The sequence below is a fragment of the Terriglobales bacterium genome (genome assembly GCA_035764005.1).
Classification (GTDB): domain Bacteria; phylum Acidobacteriota; class Terriglobia; order Terriglobales; family Acidobacteriaceae; genus Gp1-AA112.
In genome coordinates this window covers 1-21505 of the sequence record DASTZZ010000024.1, presented here as the reverse complement: position 1 = coordinate 21505, position 21505 = coordinate 1, and the positions used below count along the sequence as shown (strand labels likewise).

Annotated in this window: 19 protein-coding genes and 1 pseudogene; 7 read left to right on the top strand and 13 right to left on the bottom strand. The window is 56.8% G+C overall.

Features of this window, described 5'->3' with window-relative positions; translation table 11 throughout:
* Positions 1-98: 98 nt before the first annotated feature.
* The 3 genes and pseudogenes from VFU50_03980 to VFU50_03970 all read right to left on the bottom strand — a co-directional run bounded on the left by VFU50_03980 (position 99) and on the right by VFU50_03970 (position 3986).
* Positions 99-1442 carry an HlyD family secretion protein gene (locus VFU50_03980; GenBank protein HEU5231995.1) on the bottom strand — a complete coding sequence of 448 codons (1344 nt, stop codon included), beginning with the start codon at positions 1440-1442 and terminating at the stop codon, positions 99-101.
* Positions 1442-2779 carry a TolC family protein gene (locus VFU50_03975; protein HEU5231994.1) on the bottom strand — a complete coding sequence of 446 codons (1338 nt, stop codon included), beginning with the start codon at positions 2777-2779 and terminating at the stop codon, positions 1442-1444. The genes VFU50_03980 and VFU50_03975 overlap by 1 nt, the downstream gene beginning before the upstream one ends.
* Positions 2780-3548: 769 nt before the next feature.
* Positions 3549-3986: pseudogene (locus tag VFU50_03970) on the bottom strand (Clp protease N-terminal domain-containing protein).
* 89 nt (positions 3987-4075) lie between these two features.
* On the opposite strand from VFU50_03970, the gene VFU50_03965 reads away from it, so the two are divergent.
* The 4 genes from VFU50_03965 to VFU50_03950 all read left to right on the top strand — a co-directional run bounded on the left by VFU50_03965 (position 4076) and on the right by VFU50_03950 (position 6830).
* Positions 4076-4474: a nuclear transport factor 2 family protein gene (locus tag VFU50_03965; protein ID HEU5231993.1), complete on the top strand. Its 399-nt coding sequence runs from the start codon at positions 4076-4078 to the stop codon at positions 4472-4474.
* Between the two features lie 91 nt (positions 4475-4565).
* The gene (locus VFU50_03960) at positions 4566-4985 is read left to right on the top strand and encodes a M67 family metallopeptidase (protein HEU5231992.1); all 420 of its coding nucleotides are present in this window, start codon (positions 4566-4568) and stop codon (positions 4983-4985) included.
* Positions 4986-5365: 380 nt separating this feature from the next.
* The gene (locus VFU50_03955; protein HEU5231991.1) at positions 5366-5602 is read left to right on the top strand and encodes a hypothetical protein; all 237 of its coding nucleotides are present in this window, start codon (positions 5366-5368) and stop codon (positions 5600-5602) included.
* A gap of 55 nt (positions 5603-5657) precedes the next feature.
* Complete coding sequence (locus VFU50_03950) at positions 5658-6830, top strand: AAA family ATPase (protein ID HEU5231990.1); 1173 nt, start codon at positions 5658-5660, stop codon at positions 6828-6830.
* Between the two features lie 147 nt (positions 6831-6977).
* On the opposite strand, the gene VFU50_03945 is transcribed toward VFU50_03950, so the two are convergent.
* The 6 genes from VFU50_03945 to VFU50_03920 form a co-directional block, all read right to left on the bottom strand.
* A complete protein-coding gene (locus tag VFU50_03945) occupies positions 6978-7643 on the bottom strand; it encodes a hypothetical protein (protein HEU5231989.1) in 666 nt (221 codons plus the stop codon).
* Between the two features lie 342 nt (positions 7644-7985).
* The gene (gene nrfD, locus VFU50_03940; protein HEU5231988.1) at positions 7986-9134 is read right to left on the bottom strand and encodes an NrfD/PsrC family molybdoenzyme membrane anchor subunit; all 1149 of its coding nucleotides are present in this window, start codon (positions 9132-9134) and stop codon (positions 7986-7988) included.
* On the bottom strand, positions 9131-9913 hold the full coding sequence (locus VFU50_03935) for a 4Fe-4S dicluster domain-containing protein (GenBank protein HEU5231987.1): 783 nt from the start codon (positions 9911-9913) through the stop codon (positions 9131-9133). The genes nrfD and VFU50_03935 overlap by 4 nt, the downstream gene beginning before the upstream one ends.
* Positions 9910-13089 (bottom strand): formate dehydrogenase, encoded by a 3180-nt coding sequence (fdh, locus tag VFU50_03930; protein HEU5231986.1) that lies wholly within the window; start codon positions 13087-13089, stop codon positions 9910-9912. Before fdh ends, VFU50_03935 begins: the two co-directional genes overlap by 4 nt.
* Positions 13090-13208: 119 nt before the next feature.
* On the bottom strand, positions 13209-14081 hold the full coding sequence (locus VFU50_03925) for a phytanoyl-CoA dioxygenase family protein (protein HEU5231985.1): 873 nt from the start codon (positions 14079-14081) through the stop codon (positions 13209-13211).
* A 361-nt stretch (positions 14082-14442) separates the two neighbouring features.
* Positions 14443-15756 (bottom strand): MFS transporter, encoded by a 1314-nt coding sequence (locus tag VFU50_03920; protein ID HEU5231984.1) that lies wholly within the window; start codon positions 15754-15756, stop codon positions 14443-14445.
* A 137-nt stretch (positions 15757-15893) separates the two neighbouring features.
* Between VFU50_03920 and VFU50_03915 the strand changes: the two genes are divergently transcribed.
* The 3 genes from VFU50_03915 (at position 15894) to VFU50_03905 (ending at position 17910) form a co-directional block, all read left to right on the top strand.
* Positions 15894-16466 carry a GNAT family protein gene (locus tag VFU50_03915; protein HEU5231983.1) on the top strand — a complete coding sequence of 191 codons (573 nt, stop codon included), beginning with the start codon at positions 15894-15896 and terminating at the stop codon, positions 16464-16466.
* A 126-nt stretch (positions 16467-16592) separates the two neighbouring features.
* Entirely contained in the window at positions 16593-16745 is a 153-nt protein-coding gene (locus tag VFU50_03910) for a DUF5670 family protein (protein ID HEU5231982.1), read from the top strand.
* 625 nt (positions 16746-17370) lie between these two features.
* Positions 17371-17910: a DUF1003 domain-containing protein gene (locus VFU50_03905; GenBank protein ID HEU5231981.1), complete on the top strand. Its 540-nt coding sequence runs from the start codon at positions 17371-17373 to the stop codon at positions 17908-17910.
* Here VFU50_03905 and hisC read toward each other — a convergent pair.
* From hisC to VFU50_03885, 4 genes are all read right to left on the bottom strand, one after another.
* The gene (gene hisC / locus VFU50_03900; protein HEU5231980.1) at positions 17876-19036 is read right to left on the bottom strand and encodes a histidinol-phosphate transaminase; all 1161 of its coding nucleotides are present in this window, start codon (positions 19034-19036) and stop codon (positions 17876-17878) included. The two genes, VFU50_03905 and hisC, sit on opposite strands and share 35 nt — an antisense overlap.
* A gap of 136 nt (positions 19037-19172) precedes the next feature.
* Positions 19173-20384: a pseudouridine synthase gene (locus VFU50_03895; protein ID HEU5231979.1), complete on the bottom strand. Its 1212-nt coding sequence runs from the start codon at positions 20382-20384 to the stop codon at positions 19173-19175.
* Positions 20385-20404: 20 nt separating this feature from the next.
* The gene (scpB, locus tag VFU50_03890; protein HEU5231978.1) at positions 20405-21211 is read right to left on the bottom strand and encodes an SMC-Scp complex subunit ScpB; all 807 of its coding nucleotides are present in this window, start codon (positions 21209-21211) and stop codon (positions 20405-20407) included.
* 42 nt (positions 21212-21253) lie between these two features.
* A partial coding sequence (locus VFU50_03885; GenBank protein HEU5231977.1) for a segregation/condensation protein A occupies positions 21254-21505 on the bottom strand: 252 nt, incomplete at its 5' end.

Below are 21505 nucleotides of genomic sequence, written 5' to 3'. Positions count from 1 at the left end.
TTGTCATTCCGAACGAAGTGAGGAATCCCTACCGAACCCAGAATTTTTCGTGGTTATAGGGATTCCTCGCTTCGCTTCGGAATGACAAAAAGGAAGCGTTATCGCACCTTCACCTTAGGCTCGACCGACATGCCAGGCCGCAGCAGATGATCCTTGTTCTGATCCGGATCAAGCAAGATGCGTACGGGAATGCGCTGCACGACTTTCACGTAGTTGCCGGTTGCGTTCTCCGGAGGAAAGAGACTGAAGCGTGCGCCGCTGGCGCCGCCGATGGCCTGCACTTTGCCGTGGTAGTCACGACCGGTCGCGTCCACTTTGATATCGACCGGCTGGCCTGGCTTCATGTTCTTGAGCTGGGTTTCTTTGAAGTTGGCGGTGATCCAGACGTCGTCAATATCGACCAGCGACATCAACGCCTGGCCGGGCTGCACGTATTGACCGACTTCGGCAGTCCGATGCCCGACAATTCCATGAACCGGCGCAGTAATTTTCGTGTACTGCAGGTTGAGCTGCGCCTGTTCGAGTGCGGCTTTGTTCTTTGCTGCGGTTGATTGCGCGGAATTGGCGCGTGCTTCCGTGACGTTGACCTGGCGGGGACCCGTCAGCGCACTGCGCAGATTGGCCTGTGATTGAGCGACTTTGGCTTGAGCCTGAGTAATTCCCGCCTGAGCTGCGATCACGTTATCGTGCGCGCTCTGAACTTCGGCGGCTGTGCTTTGCGCAGTCGCCACAGCAGCGTCGTATTGCTGCTTGGAAATTACGTCTCTCTCGACCAAAGGCTTATAACGCTGAACGTCGGCTTGAGCTTTGTTGTTGTTCGCGATGGCGGCTTGCTCTTTTGCTTTAGCCGCATCAAGGTTCTTTTGCGACGCATCAAGTGCAGCTTGCGCATTGTTTACATCAGCGTGTGCAGCAGCGGTTTGGCTCTGAGTGTTGATGGACGTAATCGGCACGTTGTAGTTCGCAGCGGCGGCCTGTGCCTGCGAGTCGGCGTAGTCAGCTTGTGCTCGGGCTAATGCGACTTGGTAGTCGCGGGGGTCGATCTCGACCAGGACTTGCCCCGGTTGAACTTCCTGATTGTCTTCTACATGAACCGCGGTTATATACCCGCCGACGCGCGACCCGATCTGTGCGATGTGGCCATCGACCTGGGCATCGTCGGTATCTTCGTACTGACGCGCGTGGAGCCACCAGAGGAGTGCTCCGACAGCGAGGATCACAACTACAATCGGAGCGATCTTCTTCAGGCGAGTTTTGCGTTGAGCCGTTCGCGCAGCCGCTTCTTCTTCCTCGCGCGACTTCTCCTGATCGACCGGCTGCGGACCTGTTTGACCGGGCTGCGGCTCGGTCTCGGTACGTTGTTGCGGCCTCGGCCGTCCGTCGCCGGTTGCGACTTGCTGCTCTTCTACTGTGTCTCTCGGCTTTTCCTGCGTCGCGGCCATTACTTGCCTCCCAAATAAGTTGCGGCGTTCTGTCTCGCCTCGCCTAATGCGCGAGCCAGACTGAGTTTTGCCAGATTATGGATATAAAGACTGGCTACATATTGGTTTTGTGCGTTCACCAACGATCCCTGTGCCTGGACTACCTCTAAATTGTCGGTCACGCCGGCTGTAAATCGTTCTCGTGCTTCGGAGAGTTCTTCCTGTGCCAGCTTAACCGTTGCGTCCGCGACCTGCACCTGCTCCGCGGCGGCGTTGATATCGAGAAATGCCGTGCGAATCTCGGCGTCAATGCGTGCCTGAAGATCCGATAGTCGATCCTTACTCTGCTTCAACTCGGCCGAGGCTTGATCGATGTCCCCGCGAATGCGTCCTTCTTCGAAAATGGGAAACTGAACTCCGCCTGCGGCGACAAATGTGCCGTGCGAACTGCCCGGGCTGATGCCGATGTCTCCAAAATTGCCAGTGAACGACAGACTCGGGAGGCGCTCAAAATGGGCAGCTCGCTGCGACGACTCGGCGGCGCGAACTTGCGCTTGCGCTTGCCGGTAGTCGAGCCGAGATTGGTACGCCTGGTGAACTGCTTCTTCCTGCGTCATTGTGGGTGCGGCGATGAACTGGAGCGTGTCGCTCAACTCGTATTTCTGATCCAGCGGAAGGCCGATTACGCGTGCCAACGCGATCTTCGATTTGTCGAGATTGTTTTGCTGAACGATCAAATCCTGCTTGCGCGCCTGCAGTTCCACCGCAGCGCGAAGGCCATCGATCTTGGCGGTCACACCTGCCTGATGCATCTGTTCCGCCTGGTTCACGATTGCCTGTGCCGTCTGTACCTGTGCCTGCGCGTTTACCACGTTCGCTGCCGACGTGAGCACCTGAAGATAGGAGTTGCTTACCGAGAACACTACCAACTCAAGCGCATTCTGATACGAAAATTGCGCAGCTTTCAGGTTCTCGACGGCTGCGCGGATGCTCTGATACTGCGACAGACCAGCGCTGGCAGTGAGATAAGCGCGCGCGTCGAAGTTCGAAAATGGTCCGATGATGGTAGGCACGCCGGGGAACTTAAATCCCATTGCCGCAAGGTTGACCTCCTGTACGCTCTCGCCCACGCGTCCGGTGAGATCGGGCAGCATCTGTTGGAGGGCTCGCCAACGCTGCGCCCCGGCGGAAGTAATGCCTTGCTCGGTGAGGAGCGCGCCCAGGTTGGCTTTCAGGCCGCGATTGATCGCGTCCTTCAACGAAAGCTGGATCACCTGATCCGTGGCTTTTTCTGTAACCACGCTGCCGCCGAACGGATCTTGCGCGGAGGACCGCGATGTCGGGATCTCCGCGGCCATGGCTGAAGCTGAAGCGCCAGAAGACTGGGCGCCTGAGGATTGTGGTGCGGGAGCCGATGGAGCCCCGATTTGGGCAAATGTCGCCAGCGAAGAAGCGACCACGAATGTCGAAATGCGATGGGTAGATCTAAACACTTGCAAAATAGAACCCCATCGTGTCATGCGTCCTCCGGAAATCTTGGGAATCGACTCGCGCTGGAAGGCTCACACAACGCAAGCTGTTGAAAATCGGCCAAAAAAACAGTTGCCGAGGAATAGATGTTGTGACTCCACGCCGGGTTCTTCTCGCTAAATTACGCTGTTGTGGACGCGATCTCGCGACGAGAACCGGCTAACGTCCGGTTGGATTCCGTCTAGCCAGTGCGGGATTCACAAAAGTAAGTAAAAACTTACTTTTGAATGTAATTGCGCCGTCTCATCAGCCAAGCGGCTTGTCCGTTGGCTCCACGAGCCCTTCATAGCATTCGATACACAGCCACTCACGACCGTTGGTGTAGCCCGAGGTATGCTCGCCGCCACCATCCGCATTTAGCTCCCAATGACACAGGGTACAAAATTCCCGAGGCCATCCACCAATCACAAGCTTGAAGTCGAGATCATCCTTCAACGTCGTGTCGAAAAAAATGCGACCGCTGCTAATTTCCACCAACGTGTCCAATGGCTTCCATTGGCGCTTGCGCCATGCGAACTTTTGCAATTCTGGCAGCTGTTCCCGAAGGTATGCTGCGTCCCACTCCTCGCCGTGAATTCTCACAATCTCAAGCGGTGCCTCTGTTGTTCTCTGCCACTTGGAAATGATTTCCCGGGTTTTGTCGAGCGACACGCCCTGAGAGTTCAGAAGTTGGGCAGCAAAACTGCGACTCTCTCTTAGCAATCCCAGCAGCAGGTGCTCCGTACCGATGTGCGTATCTGAAAGTCGATCAGCTTCTTCCGCTGCGTAGGCGAGCACGCGCTTGGATTCATTGCTGAGAGGCAGGTCAACCGAAGTCGATGTTTTTTCTCGGAACGTGGTGTGAGCTTCAATCTGGTTCCGAATCGATTTCACGTTTGCTTGAGAGTGCAGGCAGCGGTGGGTCAGTGCTTTATCTTCTCGGAACAATCCGAGCAGCAGGTGCTCGGTTTCAATATAAGGCGAGCCAAACTGGCTGGCTTCGTATCGTCCAAAGAAAATAACACGCCTGGCCTTCTCCGTACAACGTTCGAACATGATTTGCTCTTTCCAGAGCATCACATTTTATTCCGTGTGGTTATTGGCGAGGTCAATCAACAATTTGACCGCATGTAAACTCTGAAAGCGTGAATCCGGTTACGAACTTGAAAAAAGTTGAAGAGTACCTGAAGTCGATTGAGAACGGCGATTTCGCCTACATCGTCAATCTGTTTTCTCCTGATGCCGTTCTAGAACAACTTCCGAATCGAATCTATCCGAACGGAATTCGCTCTGGGGTTTCCAAGATGGCCGAAGCATTCGAGAAGGGGCGGAAGCTGCTATCGAATCAGAGCAATGAGATCAAGAGTTCTATCGTGGACGGGGATAAATTGTCGATCGAGGTCCTCTGGACCGGCACACTCGCACTAGCCTTTGGTGGCTTGTCAGCGGGGTCCCAGATGCGCGCCCACTCCGCCATGTTCTTTCAATTCAAAGACGGGAAGATCGCCAGCCAACGGAATTATGACTGCTTCGAGCCATGGTAGAACACAGCGGTGGTCTAATGACGGTAACGCTATCTGCACCTCCGTGTTCCGATTGAGTTGCCTATTCGTTGCCCTATACACTCCGGGAACAATGAACCGAGCCGTCCGAAGTCGCCGCAAAGTGTTCGGACAGCTCCTGGAGCATGCCCGTCGTCAGCCGCATCGAGAATGCTGTGGAATTTTGGCGGGGCAGAACCGCGTAATCACGCGGGCGTTTCCTGCGAGGAACGTCGCGGTTGATCCGGTGAGGAATTACGCGATTACGCACACGGAGATCGTGCGTCTGATGGGGGAATGTCGCGAGCGCCGGCTCGAATTCTTCGGGATCTACCACTCCCATCCGCACTGGCTGGACGCGAACGAGCCTTCGCAACGAGACATCGAACTGGCCTACGATTCTGAAGCAATTCATTTCATCGTCAGCCCTCGGCCATACGCAACTACTCCGGTCCGGGCATTTTCGATCCAAGATGGGCGTGTGACGGAACTTGAAATTCAAGTACTACCCTGACGCAGAAGCAAGACTGCGGTTCTGGCTCGGTCTGCCCTGTCAGGGACAGTGATTGATGAGCGAGGCCTGCGAGACTGTCACCGATTTCTGGTTCAACGCTCTAGGAGCAGTTTCATGGTTGCTGTGTTCTAAAACCAAAACACAAGATGTTTCGACTCCGGCCTCCCGCGCCCGACCCACCGAGCGCAACTGCAGCGCTCGGCGGGTCCCCGGAAACGCGCGGGAACCCTCCTCCGCTCAACATGACAGAGTCTGCTTGTTGTGCACACTAACTCTGAAACAGCCATAGAACATTTTTGTCGTTAGCGTAGACACTTGCAGACTTGTATGTCTCCACACTCCGAGTCCCGCGTTTTGTGCGGGACGAACGAAAATAGCCCATGCAGCGAAGCGGAATGGTGGCAATGGTGGTTACCGTGCCGAGTCCGGCTTCCAGCCGGACGAATGAGAATTTTGGGTTATTCTCATTCCCGCCTCAAAAACCGAAATTCTCAATCGTCCGGCTGAAAGCCGGACTCGATCCCGTTTTGTCGTTTCACCCGCCATTCCGCTTCGCTGCATGGCGGGCTACTTCCACGCGTCCCGCCGATGGGCGGGACTTCTTTGACAACGTATGAGGTAATTGAGCTCCAGTCCACGATTTCCCCATGGCCTGTAGATTATTCTGCAGTGGTGATCCGCACAGTTGCTGTTCAAGGTTATCGGTCGCTTCGTAATCTAATCCTGCCTTTAGGTCAACTCAATGTAATCACTGGAGCAAATGGGAGCGGAAAATCCAGCGTGTATCGGTCGCTGCGTCTGCTGGCCGATGTAGCTCAGAATGCCGTCCTCGGGTCTCTTGCCCGCGAAGGCGGTCTGCCTTCTACCTTCTGGGCAGGTCCGGAGACGATTGCGCGAAGCGTTCGGCAAGGCACACATGCGGTCGAGGGACTTGCTCGACGAAACGTGGCCAGTCTTAAACTCGGCTTTGGTGGCGATACATATGGCTACAGCATCGATCTGGGATATCCGCCGCCACCACCGCCACCTACAATGTTCGAGCTTGATCCTCGGATAAAGCGCGAATGTGTATGGCACGGACCGGTTTACCGAAAATCATCTGCCTTGGTAGATCGAAGGAATAACTTTGTCTGGCTCGCAACCATGAAAGATGAGGAGCCAGTGATGCTGACGCAGCATCTGGCCGATACGGACAGCATGCTTGCCAGTGTCGCGGATCCGCAACGTGCTCCGGAGATGTTAGAAATTCGTGAAGCCGTTCGCGGCTGGCGATTCTATGATCACTTCCGCACAGACACTGAATCTCCGGCGAGAGCTTCTCAGATCGGCACGTTCACACCGGTTCTACATCACGATGGCAGCAACCTTGCAGCGGCGTTACAAACGATTATCGAAATTAGGTCTGACGAAGCACTCGCCAAGACTCTCGAAGATGCCTTTCCGGGTAGCCGACTTTACATAGAGGTTCAGAATGGGCGCTTCGAACTTCAGTTGCAGCAGCATGGGCTGCTTCGCCCCCTCTCTGCAGCCGAACTGTCCGATGGAACGCTGCGGTATCTCTTGTGGGCGGCTGCTCTTCTCACGCCGCGTCCACCGCAGCTGATGGTGCTCAACGAACCCGAAACCAGCTTGTCCCCGGACCTGTTACCGGCCCTTGCCAGGCTGATTGTCGCCGCAGCTTCTCACACGCAGATTATCGTGGTCTCGCACGCGTCCATCCTCATAGACTCGCTGGCATCAGCACCTATCTGCACACGCCTACATCTTCAGAAGGCGTTTGGCGAAACCACATTAGAGGGCGCAAACCCCTTCACGAGTCCGAAGTGGGCTTGGCCAGCACGGTAACCTCGACAGGTGGAGCGACCTTACGCATCGCCCAGAGTGCACGTATTCCGAGTAAACCGAAAGTCAATTGTTGAAATCAGGCATTATCACTCAATGAGTGAAATGGTGACCTGTGAACAATTGCCACACAGCAGAAAACTGGGCTCTTCACTCCCCCCGACCGGGGCAGGATGCTGGAGTTCTTCGCAGACCTGATGCGATCGTGAATGCCGGCGGTACGACCAGCATCACGCGAAAGCGCATCCATTGCATTGAGCCGCAGGATTGCCACTCGCAATTCCCATTCTTTCCGACTTCGCCGGGCGTGAACTTTGAGTCGAGTATCACAAATTCACCTCGGCCTTTTAGCAACTTCTCGCGCACCTTGCCTTGGTTCGCCACGTCCTCGTCGTTCCGCGGCCATAGGTCATGGTCAAGTGCGGCGCCGGCAACTTTCGCGTCCGCGTGGGAAAGCACGAACCAAAACTGGATTCGGCGCGGTTTGACGGCGTCCTGCGCGGCGACGCCGTAATCGGTAGTCAGATCTGTCGGGTGCCGGAAGTGATAGGGCGGCGTGACCAGGAAGATGTAGTCCAACACATGGTCATCTGCGGTGGGCACCGTTGGACCGATTCCGAAGTGCCAGCCGTGAATGCCGTTCGTCTCCTGCGGCGTGACCTTGAACAGGAGGTCAGTGCTCAGCGGCTGTGTGAACGACTCTCCAGCCTTTACTTCGCCGGTGAAACTGAATTCCTTACATTTGCTCTGTGCTCGAGCTGCGCCGGAATTCGACAACACCAAGAGGAGAATGAGAATTGATCGCAGTATCAGCACTTCACACTGTGCTTGCAGACATACAACCATAATCTACCGTAACAGGGGTTTACACTCATCCCGAAGCAACGAAAACACCGGCAGAGGCTCACAGTCACAATTTGTGACAATTATTCCCTGTTCCTTTCCCTGATCATTGGGAAGGTATTGGCAACAATCTTTGTAAGTAGCTGATTGGAAATCAGTAAGCGGAAAACTCCTAGTATCGCTGTTAATTCCCTGGTGGGAGGGGAAAATTTGCGGATTTTGGGCAGAATTCGAGGATTTTGCGCCCTTAATTTTTCAGTTCGCTGCAAAATTCGCTGTTCAAGGAAATGGCTTTTGCACTGGCGACTTGGCCGCCTACAGCGCTCGCTCGTAATTCACTTCGGCCCGACCTCCCACCACGGCCTCAGGTCTAACCGCCTCCCGGTATGCCGTTCCGAGTTTGGAGGTCCCAGCCGGAATCTTCAATGGCAGCCGGTAATCGCGCGCAGATGAGTGGCCGGCGCGAATCCATCCCACGCGGGTAAGTAGCGAGCCAGCGAGGCTCGCGGCTGATGCTGCGCGCACCAGGTTCTTCGAGCGCGAGTCCTTGGTGAAAATTGCCGCAAGGCGCAGCGCGAGGGGAAGGGGCCCGGAGAGGACGCCGCCGAGGCGCGTGATCGCTCCGCTGAATCCTTTCTTGATTGCCTCGCTCGCGGGCTTCTTTTCCATTTCGAGTTTCACGCCTTCGAGCGTTTCGCCTGCCGACGCGGCGATTCCGAGGATATTGAGCGCGCGGCTTTCCTCATGTCCCATGAGCTGAATTGCAGATACTCCGGCGGCGAGCCCGGAAAGGGCGAAGTGAGTCGGCAGCGTGTCGATGTTCTCGTTCCAGACTGGGATTGCTGTTGCTCCGATGAGAACGCCGGTGTACGTCGCCATTCCCAATCCGGCAAGAGCTGCGAATAGTCCCGCAGCGCCTTCGATGATTTTGAGCATTGTCCCGGAGCCATTGCGCCGAGCCCAGTTGACGATCTTGGCTGCAGTAGCACTCGGCCCAAAGAGGCTGACGATGTAAACGCCGACCGACATCGGACTCTGCACTTTGAAGACGCGCAGCATGTTCAGGAAACGCGACGGGACTCCCAGGTCGGAAACCAGGAGCGCCGGAGAAAGAATCGAGCCGATAGCCGCTACCGTTCGTGCATCATTCACGAGCTCCGTTGCCGCTCCGGTCATCTGTGCAAACTCAGCGATTACGGCAGCGGCTCCGGCTGCTCCGCCAACGAAGAAATAAACAGGAATTTCCCAGCTCCACTGCGGCTCTTTAAGCATGGGAATGCCGTAGTAGCCGGTTTCAACACTGGCTATGGGAATTGGGGAACCACCAGGACGCGCACCGATTGCTTCCACGCGACCAGTCCGCAACGCCTCGGTGCGGATGGCTTCGAGGCGACGCTCGCGGCGCTGAAATGAAATGTCGGGATCGCTGACTTGCAGCCGAGAGGGAAGTGCCGAATCGGTCATTGCCGGCCTCCCAGAAACGCCAGCAGCGTTCCCACTGCGAGCACGCCTGCGCCGATCGCAGCCGATTTCCATCCGCGCTCAGCGTAGATGGTGGGAATCTCCGGCTGCGGTGGCAGATTGTATTGCCGTGGATCGCCGCGCGTGATGAAGAACGCGTGAATGCCGCCGACGCTCGTCTCTGTGGGATCGTAGAGCGTCGCATCTTCCATTCCTTCTTCATGCAATTTTTCGAGACGCCTTGCGGCCTCCGCTCGCAGATCATCCAGCCTGCCAAACTTAATTGACTCGGTGGGACACGCGTGCGCGCAGGCGGGAGTGAGTCCGACTTTCTGCCGGTCGTAGCAGAACGTGCATTTGAATGCTCGTCCGTCTTCTTTATTGCGTTGAACCACTCCAAAGGGACAGGCCACCACGCAATACGAACAGCCATTGCAGATGTCGGGTTGGACGTACACACCGCCGAATTCCGTGCGCACGATCGAACCTGTGGGACACGCTTCAAGGCATCCAGCGTTTGCGCAATGCTTGCAGACATCGGAAGAGAATGTCCATGAAGCGATATCAGGACTGTTTCCGCCGTGTCCGATCTCGGGCGGATGTTCTACGAACTTGACGTGTCGCCATGTCGAGTGGCCGACTGCGCCGGTGTTGTCGTAGGAGAAGCCAGTCCAGTTCAGGCCGTCTTCGCCGAGGTCGTTCCATTCTTTGCAGGCGACCTCGCAGGCTTTGCAGCCAATACAGAGCGTCGAGTCGGTAAGGAATGCAGTCGTTGCGCTCATGCTGCCTCCTTCATCTTTGCGTGCAGCTCGTCGAGCGCCGCTTTGCCGCGCGGACGCCGCCCGGGACGAATGTCGCAGATCAGCGCCTTGGTTTCCATGATGCGCACGTTTGGCTCTTCGGAGATCGCCAGCAGATCATTCACTGTGTCGCCGACCGCAATGCCCCGGCGGCCCCAGTGGTAGGGAAGTCCGACTTGATGCACGCGCCGTCCTTCAACCATGAATGGCCTCATGCGCGGTGTGACCAGAACGCGCGCCTCGATAATTCCGCGCGGGCTCATGATGGTCGCGTATCCGCCATGCTCGATGCCAAGCTCCTGTGCCATTTCGGGAGAGATTTCGCAGAAGAGCTCCGGCTGCAGCTCGGCCAAGTGCGAGAGCGTGCGGCTCATTCCACCTGCCGTGTGATGCTCGGTCAAGCGATACGTCGTGAGCACGTGCGGGAACCGTTTGTCATACGGGAAGCCGTAAGCGTTGTCCGGACGCTCCTTTTTCTTAGCCGGAGGATTATGGGGATGCTTTGGATACAGCTCGTTCTTGACTACCGGCTCCAGCGGCTCGTAGTGCGTCGGCAGCGGACCATCTTTCAATCCGCTCGACACCCACAGCCATCCGACGCCGTCAGGATGCATGATGAACGGTTTATCACCGGCAATTGCTTTCATGCCCTCCGCGCCAGGGTCAGGCCGATAATCCGGGGCCACGTCTTTCTTGAAATCGGGCACGTCTTCGCCCGTCCACTGGCGTTTGTTCTGGTCCCACCAGACCAGCTTCTTGCGCTCGCTCCACGGCTTTCCATCCGGACGGGCCGATGCGCGGTTGTACAGGATGCGACGATCCGATGGCCAAGAGAATCCCCACCCGTGGCCAAGGTAGTCGTGCGGCTTGCGCATGTTGGAGATGTTGTGTCCCGGTTTGGGATGAACGCCGGAATAAATCCAGCAGCCACAGGCGGTGCTACCGTCATCCTGCAGCTCGGTGTATTCGCGCACCAGTTCGCCTTTATCGGTGCGATAGCCGTTGATCTCGCAAATCACGGCATCGACCTTCGGCTCGCGAATCGCGCCTTCGGTGGGATAGTCCCAGGTGAGAGCATTCAGGCCGGCATCGCGTTTTCGAGTTGAACCTTTGGCCTTATCCTTCATGCGGCGGCCAAGGTGGTACATGAACCAGGTCTCGCTGCGGCAAGCGCCAGGAGGCTCGACTGCCTTTTCATGGAACTGAAGCAGACGCTGCGTGTTGGTGAAGCTGCCCTCTTTCTCTACGTGCGAAGCCGCGGGAAGAAAGAAGATTTCTGTAGCGATGTCTTCGGTCTTCAGCTCACCGCGCTCGATCTCCTGCGAGTCGTACCAGAAGGAGGCCGTTTCGGTTTCGACGAAATCACGTACGACCAGCCATTTCAATTTGCTAAGAGCAGTGCGCTGCAGCCTACCATTCGCGGCTCCGACTGCCGGATTCTGGCCCATGACGAAGAGCCCTTCCATCTTCCCGTCCTGCATGTCGAGCCAGTAGCCCGACTCAGAATGGTCGCCGGTGACTCGCGGCAGCCAACCGAAGCCAAACTCGTTGTCTTTCGTTGCTGCTTTGCCGTACCAGGCTTTTAACAAGCTCACGATGTACTTCTCAAAATTGCTCCACCATCCCGCTTTGCTGCGATGGCGTTTGACGTACTGATCGAGGCTATGGGCATCGCTTTCCCAAAATGGCATAGGAATGTAGCCAGGAAGGATGTCGTAGAGCGTGGGAATATCCGTTGAACCCTGAATGCTGGCATGACCACGCAGGGCAAGAATTCCACCGCCGGGTCGCCCGATATTTCCGAGCAGAAGCTGAAGGATGGCAGCGGTCCGAATGATCTGCACTCCATTTGAATGTTGCGTCCAGCCGACGGCATAGCAAATTGCTCCGGTTTTGTCAGGCCCTGAAGCGTTCGAGAATACGTGCGCCACCTTGAGGAACTGCTCCTTCGGAACGCCGCACACGCGCTCCACGAACTCAGGCGTGTAACGCGCGAAGTGCCGTTTGAGCACGTTGAAGACGCACATTGGATTCTTTAGGGTGGGATCAATCTCGTGTTTGGTCAGGTCGCCGGCTTCTCCGCCACGATCTTTTCCGTGACCTCCGCCCGCGCTGGCGTGCCCGGGCTTCGTAGCATCGCTGTGTGCCGGTTCGCCTTTATATAGCCAGGTTTCCGGCGAGTATTTCTTTTCTTTTTCATCCCAGCCCGAGAACACACCATCAAGATCGTCGGGCAGCTTTACGTCATCGCGCAGGATCGTCGCAGCGTTGGTGTAATGAACGACGTACTCGCGGAACTCTTTCCCTTGTTCGAGAACGTAATGGATGAGTCCGCCGAGGAAGGCAATGTCGCTCCCAGAACGCATCGGCACCCAAATATCGGACATCGCCGAGGTTCGCGTGAACCGTGGATCAACATGAATGATCTTTGCGCCGCGCTTTCGCGCCTCCATCACCCACTGGAATCCGACAGGGTGGTTTTCTGCCATCGAAGATCCCATAATGAGGATCGCGTCAGAGTTGGCAAGGTCCTGCTGAGCTGTGGTGGCGCCGCCGCGTCCGAACGAGGTTCCCAAACTGGGAACCGTTGAGCTGTGTCATATACGGGCCTGGTTGCTGATGCAAACCATTCCCAGGCCGCCGCTGAATAGTTTCTTGATCAGGTAGTTTTCTTCGTTGTCGAGGGTTGCGCCGCCGAGGTGGCCGATGGCCTTGGTCTGCATCACCGGATGACCCTCTTTTTCTTCTTCGAATGTGTCTTCGCGCGATTTCCAGAGCCGGTCGGCGATCATGTCCATCGCCTGCTCCAAATCGAGCGACTCCCATTCCCGGGAATATGGCCGGCGATACTTGACTTTGGTTTCACGCGTCGGGCTGGTGACTAGCTCAAAGCTGTCGGCCCCTTTCGGACAGAGATGCCCACGAGAAATCGGCGACTCGGGATCTCCCTCAATGCTGATCAGCTTGCCATTCTTATGAAACGCGAGCTGCCCGCAACCGACGCCGCAATATGGGCAAACGGACCGAGCCACCTGCGCGCCATCAAACTTCGGCTTGAGATTGCGCGTGCGCTCACTCATGGCCTCCGTTCCAGTGCCATCGGCGCCAGTCTTGATTTGCTGCACCAGAGGCCAATTTGAGAGCAGATCCTTGAGCATGAGACAGTCCTCCACCAGCAACTATGATGAGAGGATTGCCGCCGGACGCGGGTTGTTCTCAGAGACTGGGCCGGTGTTGTTGCATGTGTAGGAGGTAGCAAAAGGCGCCTCGACTTGCGTCAATTCTGGCCAGGGAGCAAGAGCGGAAAGAATTGGCCCTCCACCTTGTGTCCTCGTGGAATTACGGGAACTCCCGTCAGCAGCGGCTCATTTGTGGCCGAACAAACGCCATCGCGCATTACGTTGATCACGGTGGCGCGACGTGAGCGGCTGGAGTGGTTGGCAAATGATCCGTGGACCAGGCGCGGATGATGAAATGACGCCTCCCCTTGCTTGAGCTCCACGGCAACTGGACTCCTGAACTGCTGCTTTTGTTCTTCGGTCAAGACAGCCTCAATCGCGTTCATGTCGCCTGCGAGTCCCGTAATGGGAAGATCGGGCCAGCGGTGGCTGCCGGGAATGTACTGGAGGCAGCCGTTTTCGCGTGTGGAGTCATCGAGACCGATCCAGCAGGTCAGGTGCGCAAGTGGTTGGGTGCGCGTCCAGTAGGAATAATCCTGATGCCAGGCTACGACTCCGCCATGGTGGGCCGGCTTGCAGAAGAGCTGATCGTGCCAGAAACGCACTGGTCCTTCGAGCAACTGCGATGCCGGAACTGTGAATGCCGGGTTCCACAGCTGATCGTGAAAGCCCGGTGTGATTCGCCAGGCTCCCAGTGCGTGGAAGAGAACGGTATTGGGGTCTCCCGACTCATTCGAGTGGTATTCGTAGAAAAGCTCGTGGCCTGGATGAGACGAATCGGTTAATTCTGCGAGCTCCTTGCGCAGAGTTTCGACCTGATCGTCATCCAAAATGCGCACACCGCTGAGGTATCCATGGTCACGGAAGAACGCTAATTGGTCGCTGCTGAGGCGGTAACGAGCAGTATCCCCGCTTGTCTGATCGAGAAAATTACTGACGGGCTTGTGGTCGAGTGAGAGATCCCGGATCATCACAGCGAAGTGTACTGCAGATCGTTTGAGCGGGTTCGCTCCGAGAAAGAGCCGGTTGGTCTTCGGTGGTAGCTCCCGACTTCAGTCGGGATGCACGCAGCGAAGCCGTGCGTCTATGGAGGCGAGAGAGAGCCGCGCTTTAGCGCACGCGCGAAGCGCGCGTGCACGGGCCAACGCTAGAGCGGCGCTGTGTGCTTGCTGCGAGGCGCGCGGGTTCGCCGTGGTGCCCTCGATTAGGGTCGAGGGCTTCCACCCGAATCCGGACAAGGAAACTACTTCAACCTCATATGCAACCATGGAGAACGCGGCCACGAAACGCCCGACGAGCCTACCCGTCACGGATGTGTCTTCGGGTTGCGATTCAGTCCTCGCGCACCGTGGTCATCTCCTGCGGCGGATCGCCGCCTGCGTATGCCTGAGCAATGATCAGACGTCGAGCTTCGCCCCGCAGAACCGGCAGGCGCGAGCCGAACCAGATTGATCCCAGAACTGAGCAGAAGCCGCCAATGGCGACGGTGAGAGGTGCGCCGATGCGATTCGAGAGCCCGCCGGCCAGCAATGCACCCAGTGGGGCCATGCCCATCATCATCATGGAGTACACCGACATCACGCGGCCGCGGAGTCGGTCCGGCACCATGGATTGAATGAGGGTGTTCGTCGACGCCATTTGCACCATCATGAACATGCCCACAGGAATGAGCAGCACCGCCGAAACCCAGAACATTCGCGAAAAACCAAACATGGCAAGGAAAACGCCGAAGCAGGCTGACGATGCCATCACCCACGTGCCTAGGCCTTTGAGTCCGGACTTAGCAGCCAAAGCTAGTGCCCCGATCAGAGCTCCAGCGCCACTGAATCCCATCAAGATGCCAAGACCGCGCGCACCACTGTGCAGAATGCGGTCGGCGAAGATAGGCATGAGTACGGCGTACGGCATTCCCACCAAACTTACGAGGCCAACCAGAAGCAGCAGAAAAAAGATGGGCTTGGTGTTGAACACCCACTGAAAACCTTCTTTGATCGCGGTCAACGCTGATGTGTGGCGGGATAGCTCACGAGGAGAGACCTTCATCATCAGCAGTCCGGTGATCACGGCGATGTAGCTGACGGAATTTCCGAAAAAGCACCAGCCTTCGCCAATGCTGGCTACAAGAATGCCGGCAATCGCAGGGCCGATGATGCGCGCCCCGTTAAACATTGAGGAGTTCAAGGCGATGGCGTTCATAAGATCGTCCTTGCCGACCATTTCTACGATGAACGCCTGGCGTGCCGGAATGTCGAACGCGTTTACAAAACCGAGTAGCGAAGCGAGGACAAAGATCTGCCAGACGCGCACAACGTGGGATAGCGTGAGCATGGCAAGAGTGAACGCAAGCAGCATCGACGTGGTCTGCGTTGCGATGACTATGCGGTGCCGATTGCGGCGGTCGACCACGGCTCCGGCCACGGGCGAAAGCAGGAAGATAGGAACCTGGGCGCAAAATGCCACCGTCCCGAGCAGCAGGGAAGACCCCGTGAGCCGGTAGACCAGCCATGATTCGGCGACGCTCTGCATCCAAGTGCCGATCAGCGAGATGAGCTGTCCGGCGAAGAAGAGCTGGAAATTGCGGTGTCGCAGCGACCGGAACGCGCCAGCCAATCTGGATTGCGGCGGGGACGTGCTCAGCGTGGCCATGCGGTGGTTAGGATGCAATTCAGATTGTTGCATCTGGGCTTGCTATCGTCAGCAAGATTGCCCCTGCTCCGTTACTCTCATGATACTGACGCTAGCGGAGCTGTCATCTCGAAGGAGCCGACTTCGCGGAACTCCCAATGAACCTGCCAACCAATGCTGTGGTACTGAAGACCAGTCGTCTGATACTGCGTCCGCTGTGTCGAGACGATATTCCCCAGATCCTGCCGCTGATCGGCGCTCGCGAAGTCGCCGCGACGACGCTGCGAATTCCCCATCCATACACCGAAGAAGACGCGCTCAAGTTTCTCGAATACAGCGATTCCGTCTGGGAGAAGCGGGAAGGCGCGCGCTTCGGAATATTTCTACAAGAGAGTGAGCGACTGTGCGGCGGCATTGGCCTTGCCGCCCACTTGGAGCATAACCGCGCCGAACTTGGCTATTGGATCGGCGTCCCGTTCTGGGGAAACGGATACTGCACGGAAGCCGCAGGCGAGGTGCTGCGATTCGGGTTTGAGAATCTCCGGTTACATCGCATCGATGCAGGACACTTCGTAAACAATCCCGCGTCGGGCCGAATCCTGCAAAAGCTTGGGATGAAGCACGAAGGCAGAACTCGGGAACACATCCGCAAATGGGGCGAGTACCTCGATGTCGAAATCTATGGGCTGCTTGCGCGAGAGTACCTGAAGCAGAGATCAACTACGCTCTAGCGCTGCAGCATTTCCGGTGCAATGGTGCCAACCCGGAGCGGAAAGAACTCCTCTCAGATAAGCAGGCGCGGTTTGCAGTGCGCGCTGAAACGGGAGCTGGAGTAGCTCTGGCTCTGGGAGGTGAGTATGTTTCTAACGCTTGCGATTATCCTGGCGATAATCTGGCTGATACTTTGGCTGGCGGTTCACATTACGAGCGGTCTGATTCACATTCTGATTGCTCTGGCGGTGATCTCCTTCATCGTGCATCTGTTCCGTGGCCGTCCGGCGACGACGTAGTTTACTCTCGCACGTGACCAGCGGCGGGCAGTGCTCCGCCGCTTGTTACTTTTGTGTAAGTAAATTTTTCTAAAAACTCTTGCGATGCGAAGTGACATGTTTTATTTTTCAATTCGCGATGCAAGAACCAGATCAGAACGCCGACGATGTCGGAGCTTCTGAACGCGCACGCCAGCGCGCCAAGAAAGCCTCCAAGCACGGCGGCAAGAAACCTAAAGACCAGTAACGGCTTCGCGCCAGCCGAGTTCCTCGCTGCAGCTCACGCTATCTTTTGCCCCAAAGTTGTGCAGGGCATCTATCCCTCCAAGGCAAGGCATCCATTCTTCAAGCGATTAGCATTGCGCAACTCTGGCCGTGGTTTCCAAGTGTCACAATCCGCATTGCTCTGCCCAGTTCCGCTACTTCGGCGACGGAAAACTGTTTGAATTCACCGCAGACTCTATCCGCGAAAGCTCTCAGCTCTATTGGCTTTGCGATCGCTGCAACCAGACACATAGTCTCGAGCGAGACTCCGATGGCGAAGTGCGACTAGTCGCCAAACCGCCCGAGCCCTCAGGCAAAACCCGGTTGGGCGATCGCTTCCAACGCGCTAGCTAGTCCTATTTTTCCGGGGAGGGAGTCTTGTGTGGCTGATCCTCAACAAGATGGGCATCTTGCGAGCGCGACCGAGCGCAACATCGAGACGGTTGCCAATCTCGAGCGCAGGTTTCTCCGCGATAGAAGGTGGCTCGACTACATCGCCGATGCGATTGCCGGATTCAGTGGCAGCATTTATTTCGTTCTAATACACGTGGTTTGGCTCACACTCTGGTTTCTGATCAACACCGGTCACTTCTTCGGTTTGCCGAAGTTCGATCCTTATCCGTTTATTCTGCTCGCCATGGTAGTCTCGGTCGAAGCTGTGCTGCTTTCGACCTTCGTTCTTATGAAGCAGAATCGAATGTCGCAGCGTGTTGACCAGCGCGATCACCTTAATCTGCAGATCGACCTTCTCGCCGAAGAAGAGATCACAAAAATTCTTCAGCTCCAGCGCGCAATTTGTCAGCGCCTCGGCATCGACACAGCCGAGCGTGATCCAACTGTGAAAGAAATGGCGGAAACCACGCCTCTGCAGATGCTGGCAGATGAGCTTAGGGAGAAATTACCGAAGGAACCCGCTGCTTAAGGTCTGCTTGGAGGCCTTTCAGCACTCTTTTCAACGACTCGATTAGCGTCCTGTTTTGCTCAGGAGTTCCAACCGTGATTCTCAGAGCGTTGGGAATACCCCAAGGCACCAGGCTGCGAATGATGCAGCCTTCATTCTGGACACGGCGGCCGAGCTCGGAGGGATTCTCGGCGGTTTCCAGGTAGATGAAATTCGCAGTCGTCGGAACCACGCGAAAGCCGAGCTCCCGGAGTCGCGGCGTGAGATACGCAACACCTTCTGCGTTACGCTCGACCGACAGACGAATGTGAGCCTCATCCCGAAGTGCAGCCAGCGCGGCTGCTTCGCCGATTCCCGAAACGGAAAACGCGGTTCTCACCTGCGCAAAATAACGCAGCATTTTGGGATCGCCCATTCCATAGCCGACACGCAGCCCGGCGAGCCCGTGGGCTTTGGAGAATGTTCGAAGCACTACGACATTTTCGCGGCCCTGCTTGACGTGTTCAATGGAGCGCGAATAGACCTCGCTCTTCTTGCGCGCGTGAAACTCGGCATAATCCGAGTACGCTTCGTCGAGCGCGATCATCACGTGCTGCGGTACGCGTTCGACGAAGCGATCCAGCGCATCGGCGAAGAACATCGTGCCGGTAGGATTGTTCGGATTTGCGATGTAGACGATGCGAGTTTCCGGTGTGATGGCGGCGAGGATTGCGTTGAGATCGAAGTGATCATCCCGCATAGGGACTTCGATCAGAGTGCCTCCCACCGAGCGCGTCACCATCTTGTAGACAATGAAAGAGCGTTCGCTGGTTATCGCGTTGAGTCCCGGCGCAAGGAAGCTTCGCGCAATGATGTCAATGAGCGCAGTAGAGCCGTCGGTAACTAGAATCTGCTCGGGTTCGACTGAGTGGCGCTCAGCCAGAGCGCATCTCAGATCGTTGGCATCATTGTCCGGATAAAAGTTCGTGGAGTTTGCCGCCTGACGAATGGCAGCGATGGCGAGAGGTGATGGGCCGAAAGGGTTCTCGTTCGACGCCATCTTGATACATCGAATGCCGCTCTCGCGTTCGGCCTGACGCACGGGTTTTCCCGGCACATACGCTGAGAGTCCGCGAATGTGCTCGCGCACAAGGTCTGAAATTTTCATCAACGCACGCCGAAGCAGGTCAGAGAACTGGAGAGTGTATCAGGGCAAACGTGTAGCCGAGCAAACTCGCTCGGTTGTTTGGTCGGTGATCAACGATCGTCGAACAGGAGGGTTGAGAGTTCCGACCACTGAATTCCTACGAAGAACCTGGCCGGGGGCGGCCGGTTCCACGCTGGTCTGGCGGCGCTGAATGCCGACGCCTTTTGCCTTCTCGAGAGAACCTCTGCTCTTCGTCGCGCTCGCGATTCGTTTCATCGCGCCTCTTTCCTCCGGGTGCGAAGAACGATTTACGTCTTTCATCTCCCGCGCGCCCGCGACTCTGCCCCGCTCCGCGTGGGAGCTCATTTCGCCTGAAGCCCCTGTCAAAGAAGCGAGGCTGAGCATCGTCGCGTCGACGCCACTCCCCTCGATCTCGTTTCTCGAACTGCGGGCGAGAGCGAGATCGGTCCCGATTTGTTGGTTGCGGATTGCCTTCGTTTTTCCGAGGGTATTCGCGTTTCCTCTCGTCGATGCGTCGTTCTCCTCTTTCACGCTCGCGGAAGGGACGCTCAGGTCTCTCGAATGTACGCGAGACTCGATCTTGGCGCTCCGTTTTGAAACTGCGCCTGGCCTCAGTCTCGGTCGCGCGCTGCAGCAGAGAAATTTCCCTTCCGTTCAATGGCCGGGACTCACCTGGAGGGAGATCAAGCTCCAGAGGCCCGTACCGCACGCGCCGAATCTTCTCCACGTGATGTCCGATCTCCTCAAACATCTTGCGAATTTGCCGATTGCGTCCTTCGTGCAGCGTGACCTCGAGCCAGGGATTGTCGGCTTCCTTGATCACGCGAATCTGCGCAGGCGCTGTGCGCACGCGGCGCTTGGGGTCGCGCTCTTCTGCGATCGTAACGCCGGCGCGCAGGCGGCGAAGCTGCTCTTCTTGCGGTTGACCGGCGATCTTCACGAGGTAAGTCTTGGGAATGTGCGACGCAGCTTTCATCAGCTTGTGCGCGAGATCGCCGTCATTGGTGAGCAGCAGCAGGCCTTCGCTGTTGAAGTCGAGTCGTCCGATGGGATAAAGCCGCGCTTTTGTTCGGATGAGTTCCATCACCGTCGGACGGCCTTCAGGATCGGAGACGGTGGTGACGTATCCGCGCGGTTTGTTCAGCGCGATGTATTCGTGGCGCTCTGCGCCTTTGAGCAGCTTGTTATTGACGCGGATGGAATCGGTTTCCAGATCGGCCTTACTGCCGAGTTCGGTGACGGTGGTGCCGTTTACACTTACCAGGCCGGACTGGATCAGCTCTTCAGCTTTGCGTCGCGAGGCGATCCCGGCGGCGGCAATGATCTTCTGCAATCGCTCAAGAGCCATGAAGGATTCGCTTTCCCGATTTACTCATTGCTCGCGCGCGGCGTTTCAACCGTGTTCTCGTCGTAGCGCCCTTGCGCGTCCGCGTGCTCTGAAGTTTGCTCGGGCACATCCGGGACTCCGGTTGCATCGGCCACCGCACCTTCGGCCTGGAAGAGATCGCTATGCGCTGCCGCCGTCAGCTTCTCAAACTCTTCGATGCTGGGCAGCTCTCCGATGTCTTTCAGACCAAAGCGCATAAGAAAGTCTTTGGTGGTCTTGTAGAGAATCGGGCGGCCGATTACTTGTTTGCGGCCGGCGGTCGTGATCAGCTTGCGCGAGACGAGGCTGGCGAGTACGCCGCTCGAATCAACGCCTCGAATCTCGCTGATTTCCGGCCCGGTGACGGGCTGCTTGTAAGCGATCACGGCGAGCGTTTCCAAGGCCTGCAGCGAGAGTCGGATCGGCGGCTTCAGGCTCTTGGCGAACGAGCGCACCACGTCGTGATGCTCAGGTTTAGTGGACATACGATACCCGCCAGCCACTTGGCGAATCTCCATGCCGTGATCGGCGGATTCGTACTCCGCAGTAAGTTGCTCGATGATTTCGCGAACGCGACGGCGCGCGCGGTCACGCTGCTGCTTGGCTTCCTGTTTCGCGTCAGAGAGAGTTTGCTCAGGGGCCTGTTCTTCCGTTTGCGGCTGCGCGCCGTCAATGGGCAATACGTTTTCTGCGGGTTGGGCTGCCTGTTCGGTTGATAACTCGTCGGCAACGACGGCGATAATCTGCTCCACTGTTACCGGCTCTTCGGCGGCGTAGATGATGGCTTCGATTTTGGCTTTAAGGCTCATGAAAAAGCTTCTAAGCTCCTGAGCTGCTGTGCTGCTCAGCTTTTACTTCCAGTCGTCCCGAACGGCGGCTCCTTCAGCCATCACGGCTTCAAAGTTCTCGTGCTTCTTGATAAAGACTTCTCCAAAGACTTTGTCCTGTCGAAGAAGAATGGCTTGCAGCCTCACGAGTTCGAGCAGTGCTAGAAACGTGCAGATCAGAGCGTTGCGTGATTGCATTGGCTGCAGCAGACGCTTCAACCGCAGCGGTTTGTCTTCGAGCAGCAGACGGCGACGCAGATAATCGATCATTTGCCC

Bases quoted from the DNA above. Each gene is read 5' to 3' on its own strand.
- VFU50_03980 (HEU5231995.1), bottom strand. From the start codon at position 1,442: ATGGCCGCGACGCAGGAAAAGCCGAGAGACACAGTAGAAGAGCAGCAA.
- VFU50_03975 (HEU5231994.1), bottom strand. From the start codon at position 2,779: ATGGCCGCGGAGATCCCGACATCGCGGTCCTCCGCGCAAGATCCGTTC.
- VFU50_03960 (HEU5231992.1), top strand. From the start codon at position 4,566: ATGAACCGAGCCGTCCGAAGTCGCCGCAAAGTGTTCGGACAGCTCCTG.
- VFU50_03955 (HEU5231991.1), top strand. From the start codon at position 5,366: ATGCAGCGAAGCGGAATGGTGGCAATGGTGGTTACCGTGCCGAGTCCG.
- nrfD (HEU5231988.1), bottom strand. From the start codon at position 9,134: ATGACCGATTCGGCACTTCCCTCTCGGCTGCAAGTCAGCGATCCCGAC.
- VFU50_03935 (HEU5231987.1), bottom strand. From the start codon at position 9,913: ATGAGCGCAACGACTGCATTCCTTACCGACTCGACGCTCTGTATTGGC.
- VFU50_03925 (HEU5231985.1), bottom strand. From the start codon at position 14,081: ATGATCCGGGATCTCTCACTCGACCACAAGCCCGTCAGTAATTTTCTC.
- VFU50_03920 (HEU5231984.1), bottom strand. From the start codon at position 15,756: ATGGCCACGCTGAGCACGTCCCCGCCGCAATCCAGATTGGCTGGCGCG.
- VFU50_03915 (HEU5231983.1), top strand. From the start codon at position 15,894: ATGAACCTGCCAACCAATGCTGTGGTACTGAAGACCAGTCGTCTGATA.
- VFU50_03910 (HEU5231982.1), top strand. From the start codon at position 16,593: ATGTTTCTAACGCTTGCGATTATCCTGGCGATAATCTGGCTGATACTT.
- hisC (HEU5231980.1), bottom strand. From the start codon at position 19,036: ATGAAAATTTCAGACCTTGTGCGCGAGCACATTCGCGGACTCTCAGCG.
- VFU50_03895 (HEU5231979.1), bottom strand. From the start codon at position 20,384: ATGGCTCTTGAGCGATTGCAGAAGATCATTGCCGCCGCCGGGATCGCC.
- scpB (HEU5231978.1), bottom strand. From the start codon at position 21,211: ATGAGCCTTAAAGCCAAAATCGAAGCCATCATCTACGCCGCCGAAGAG.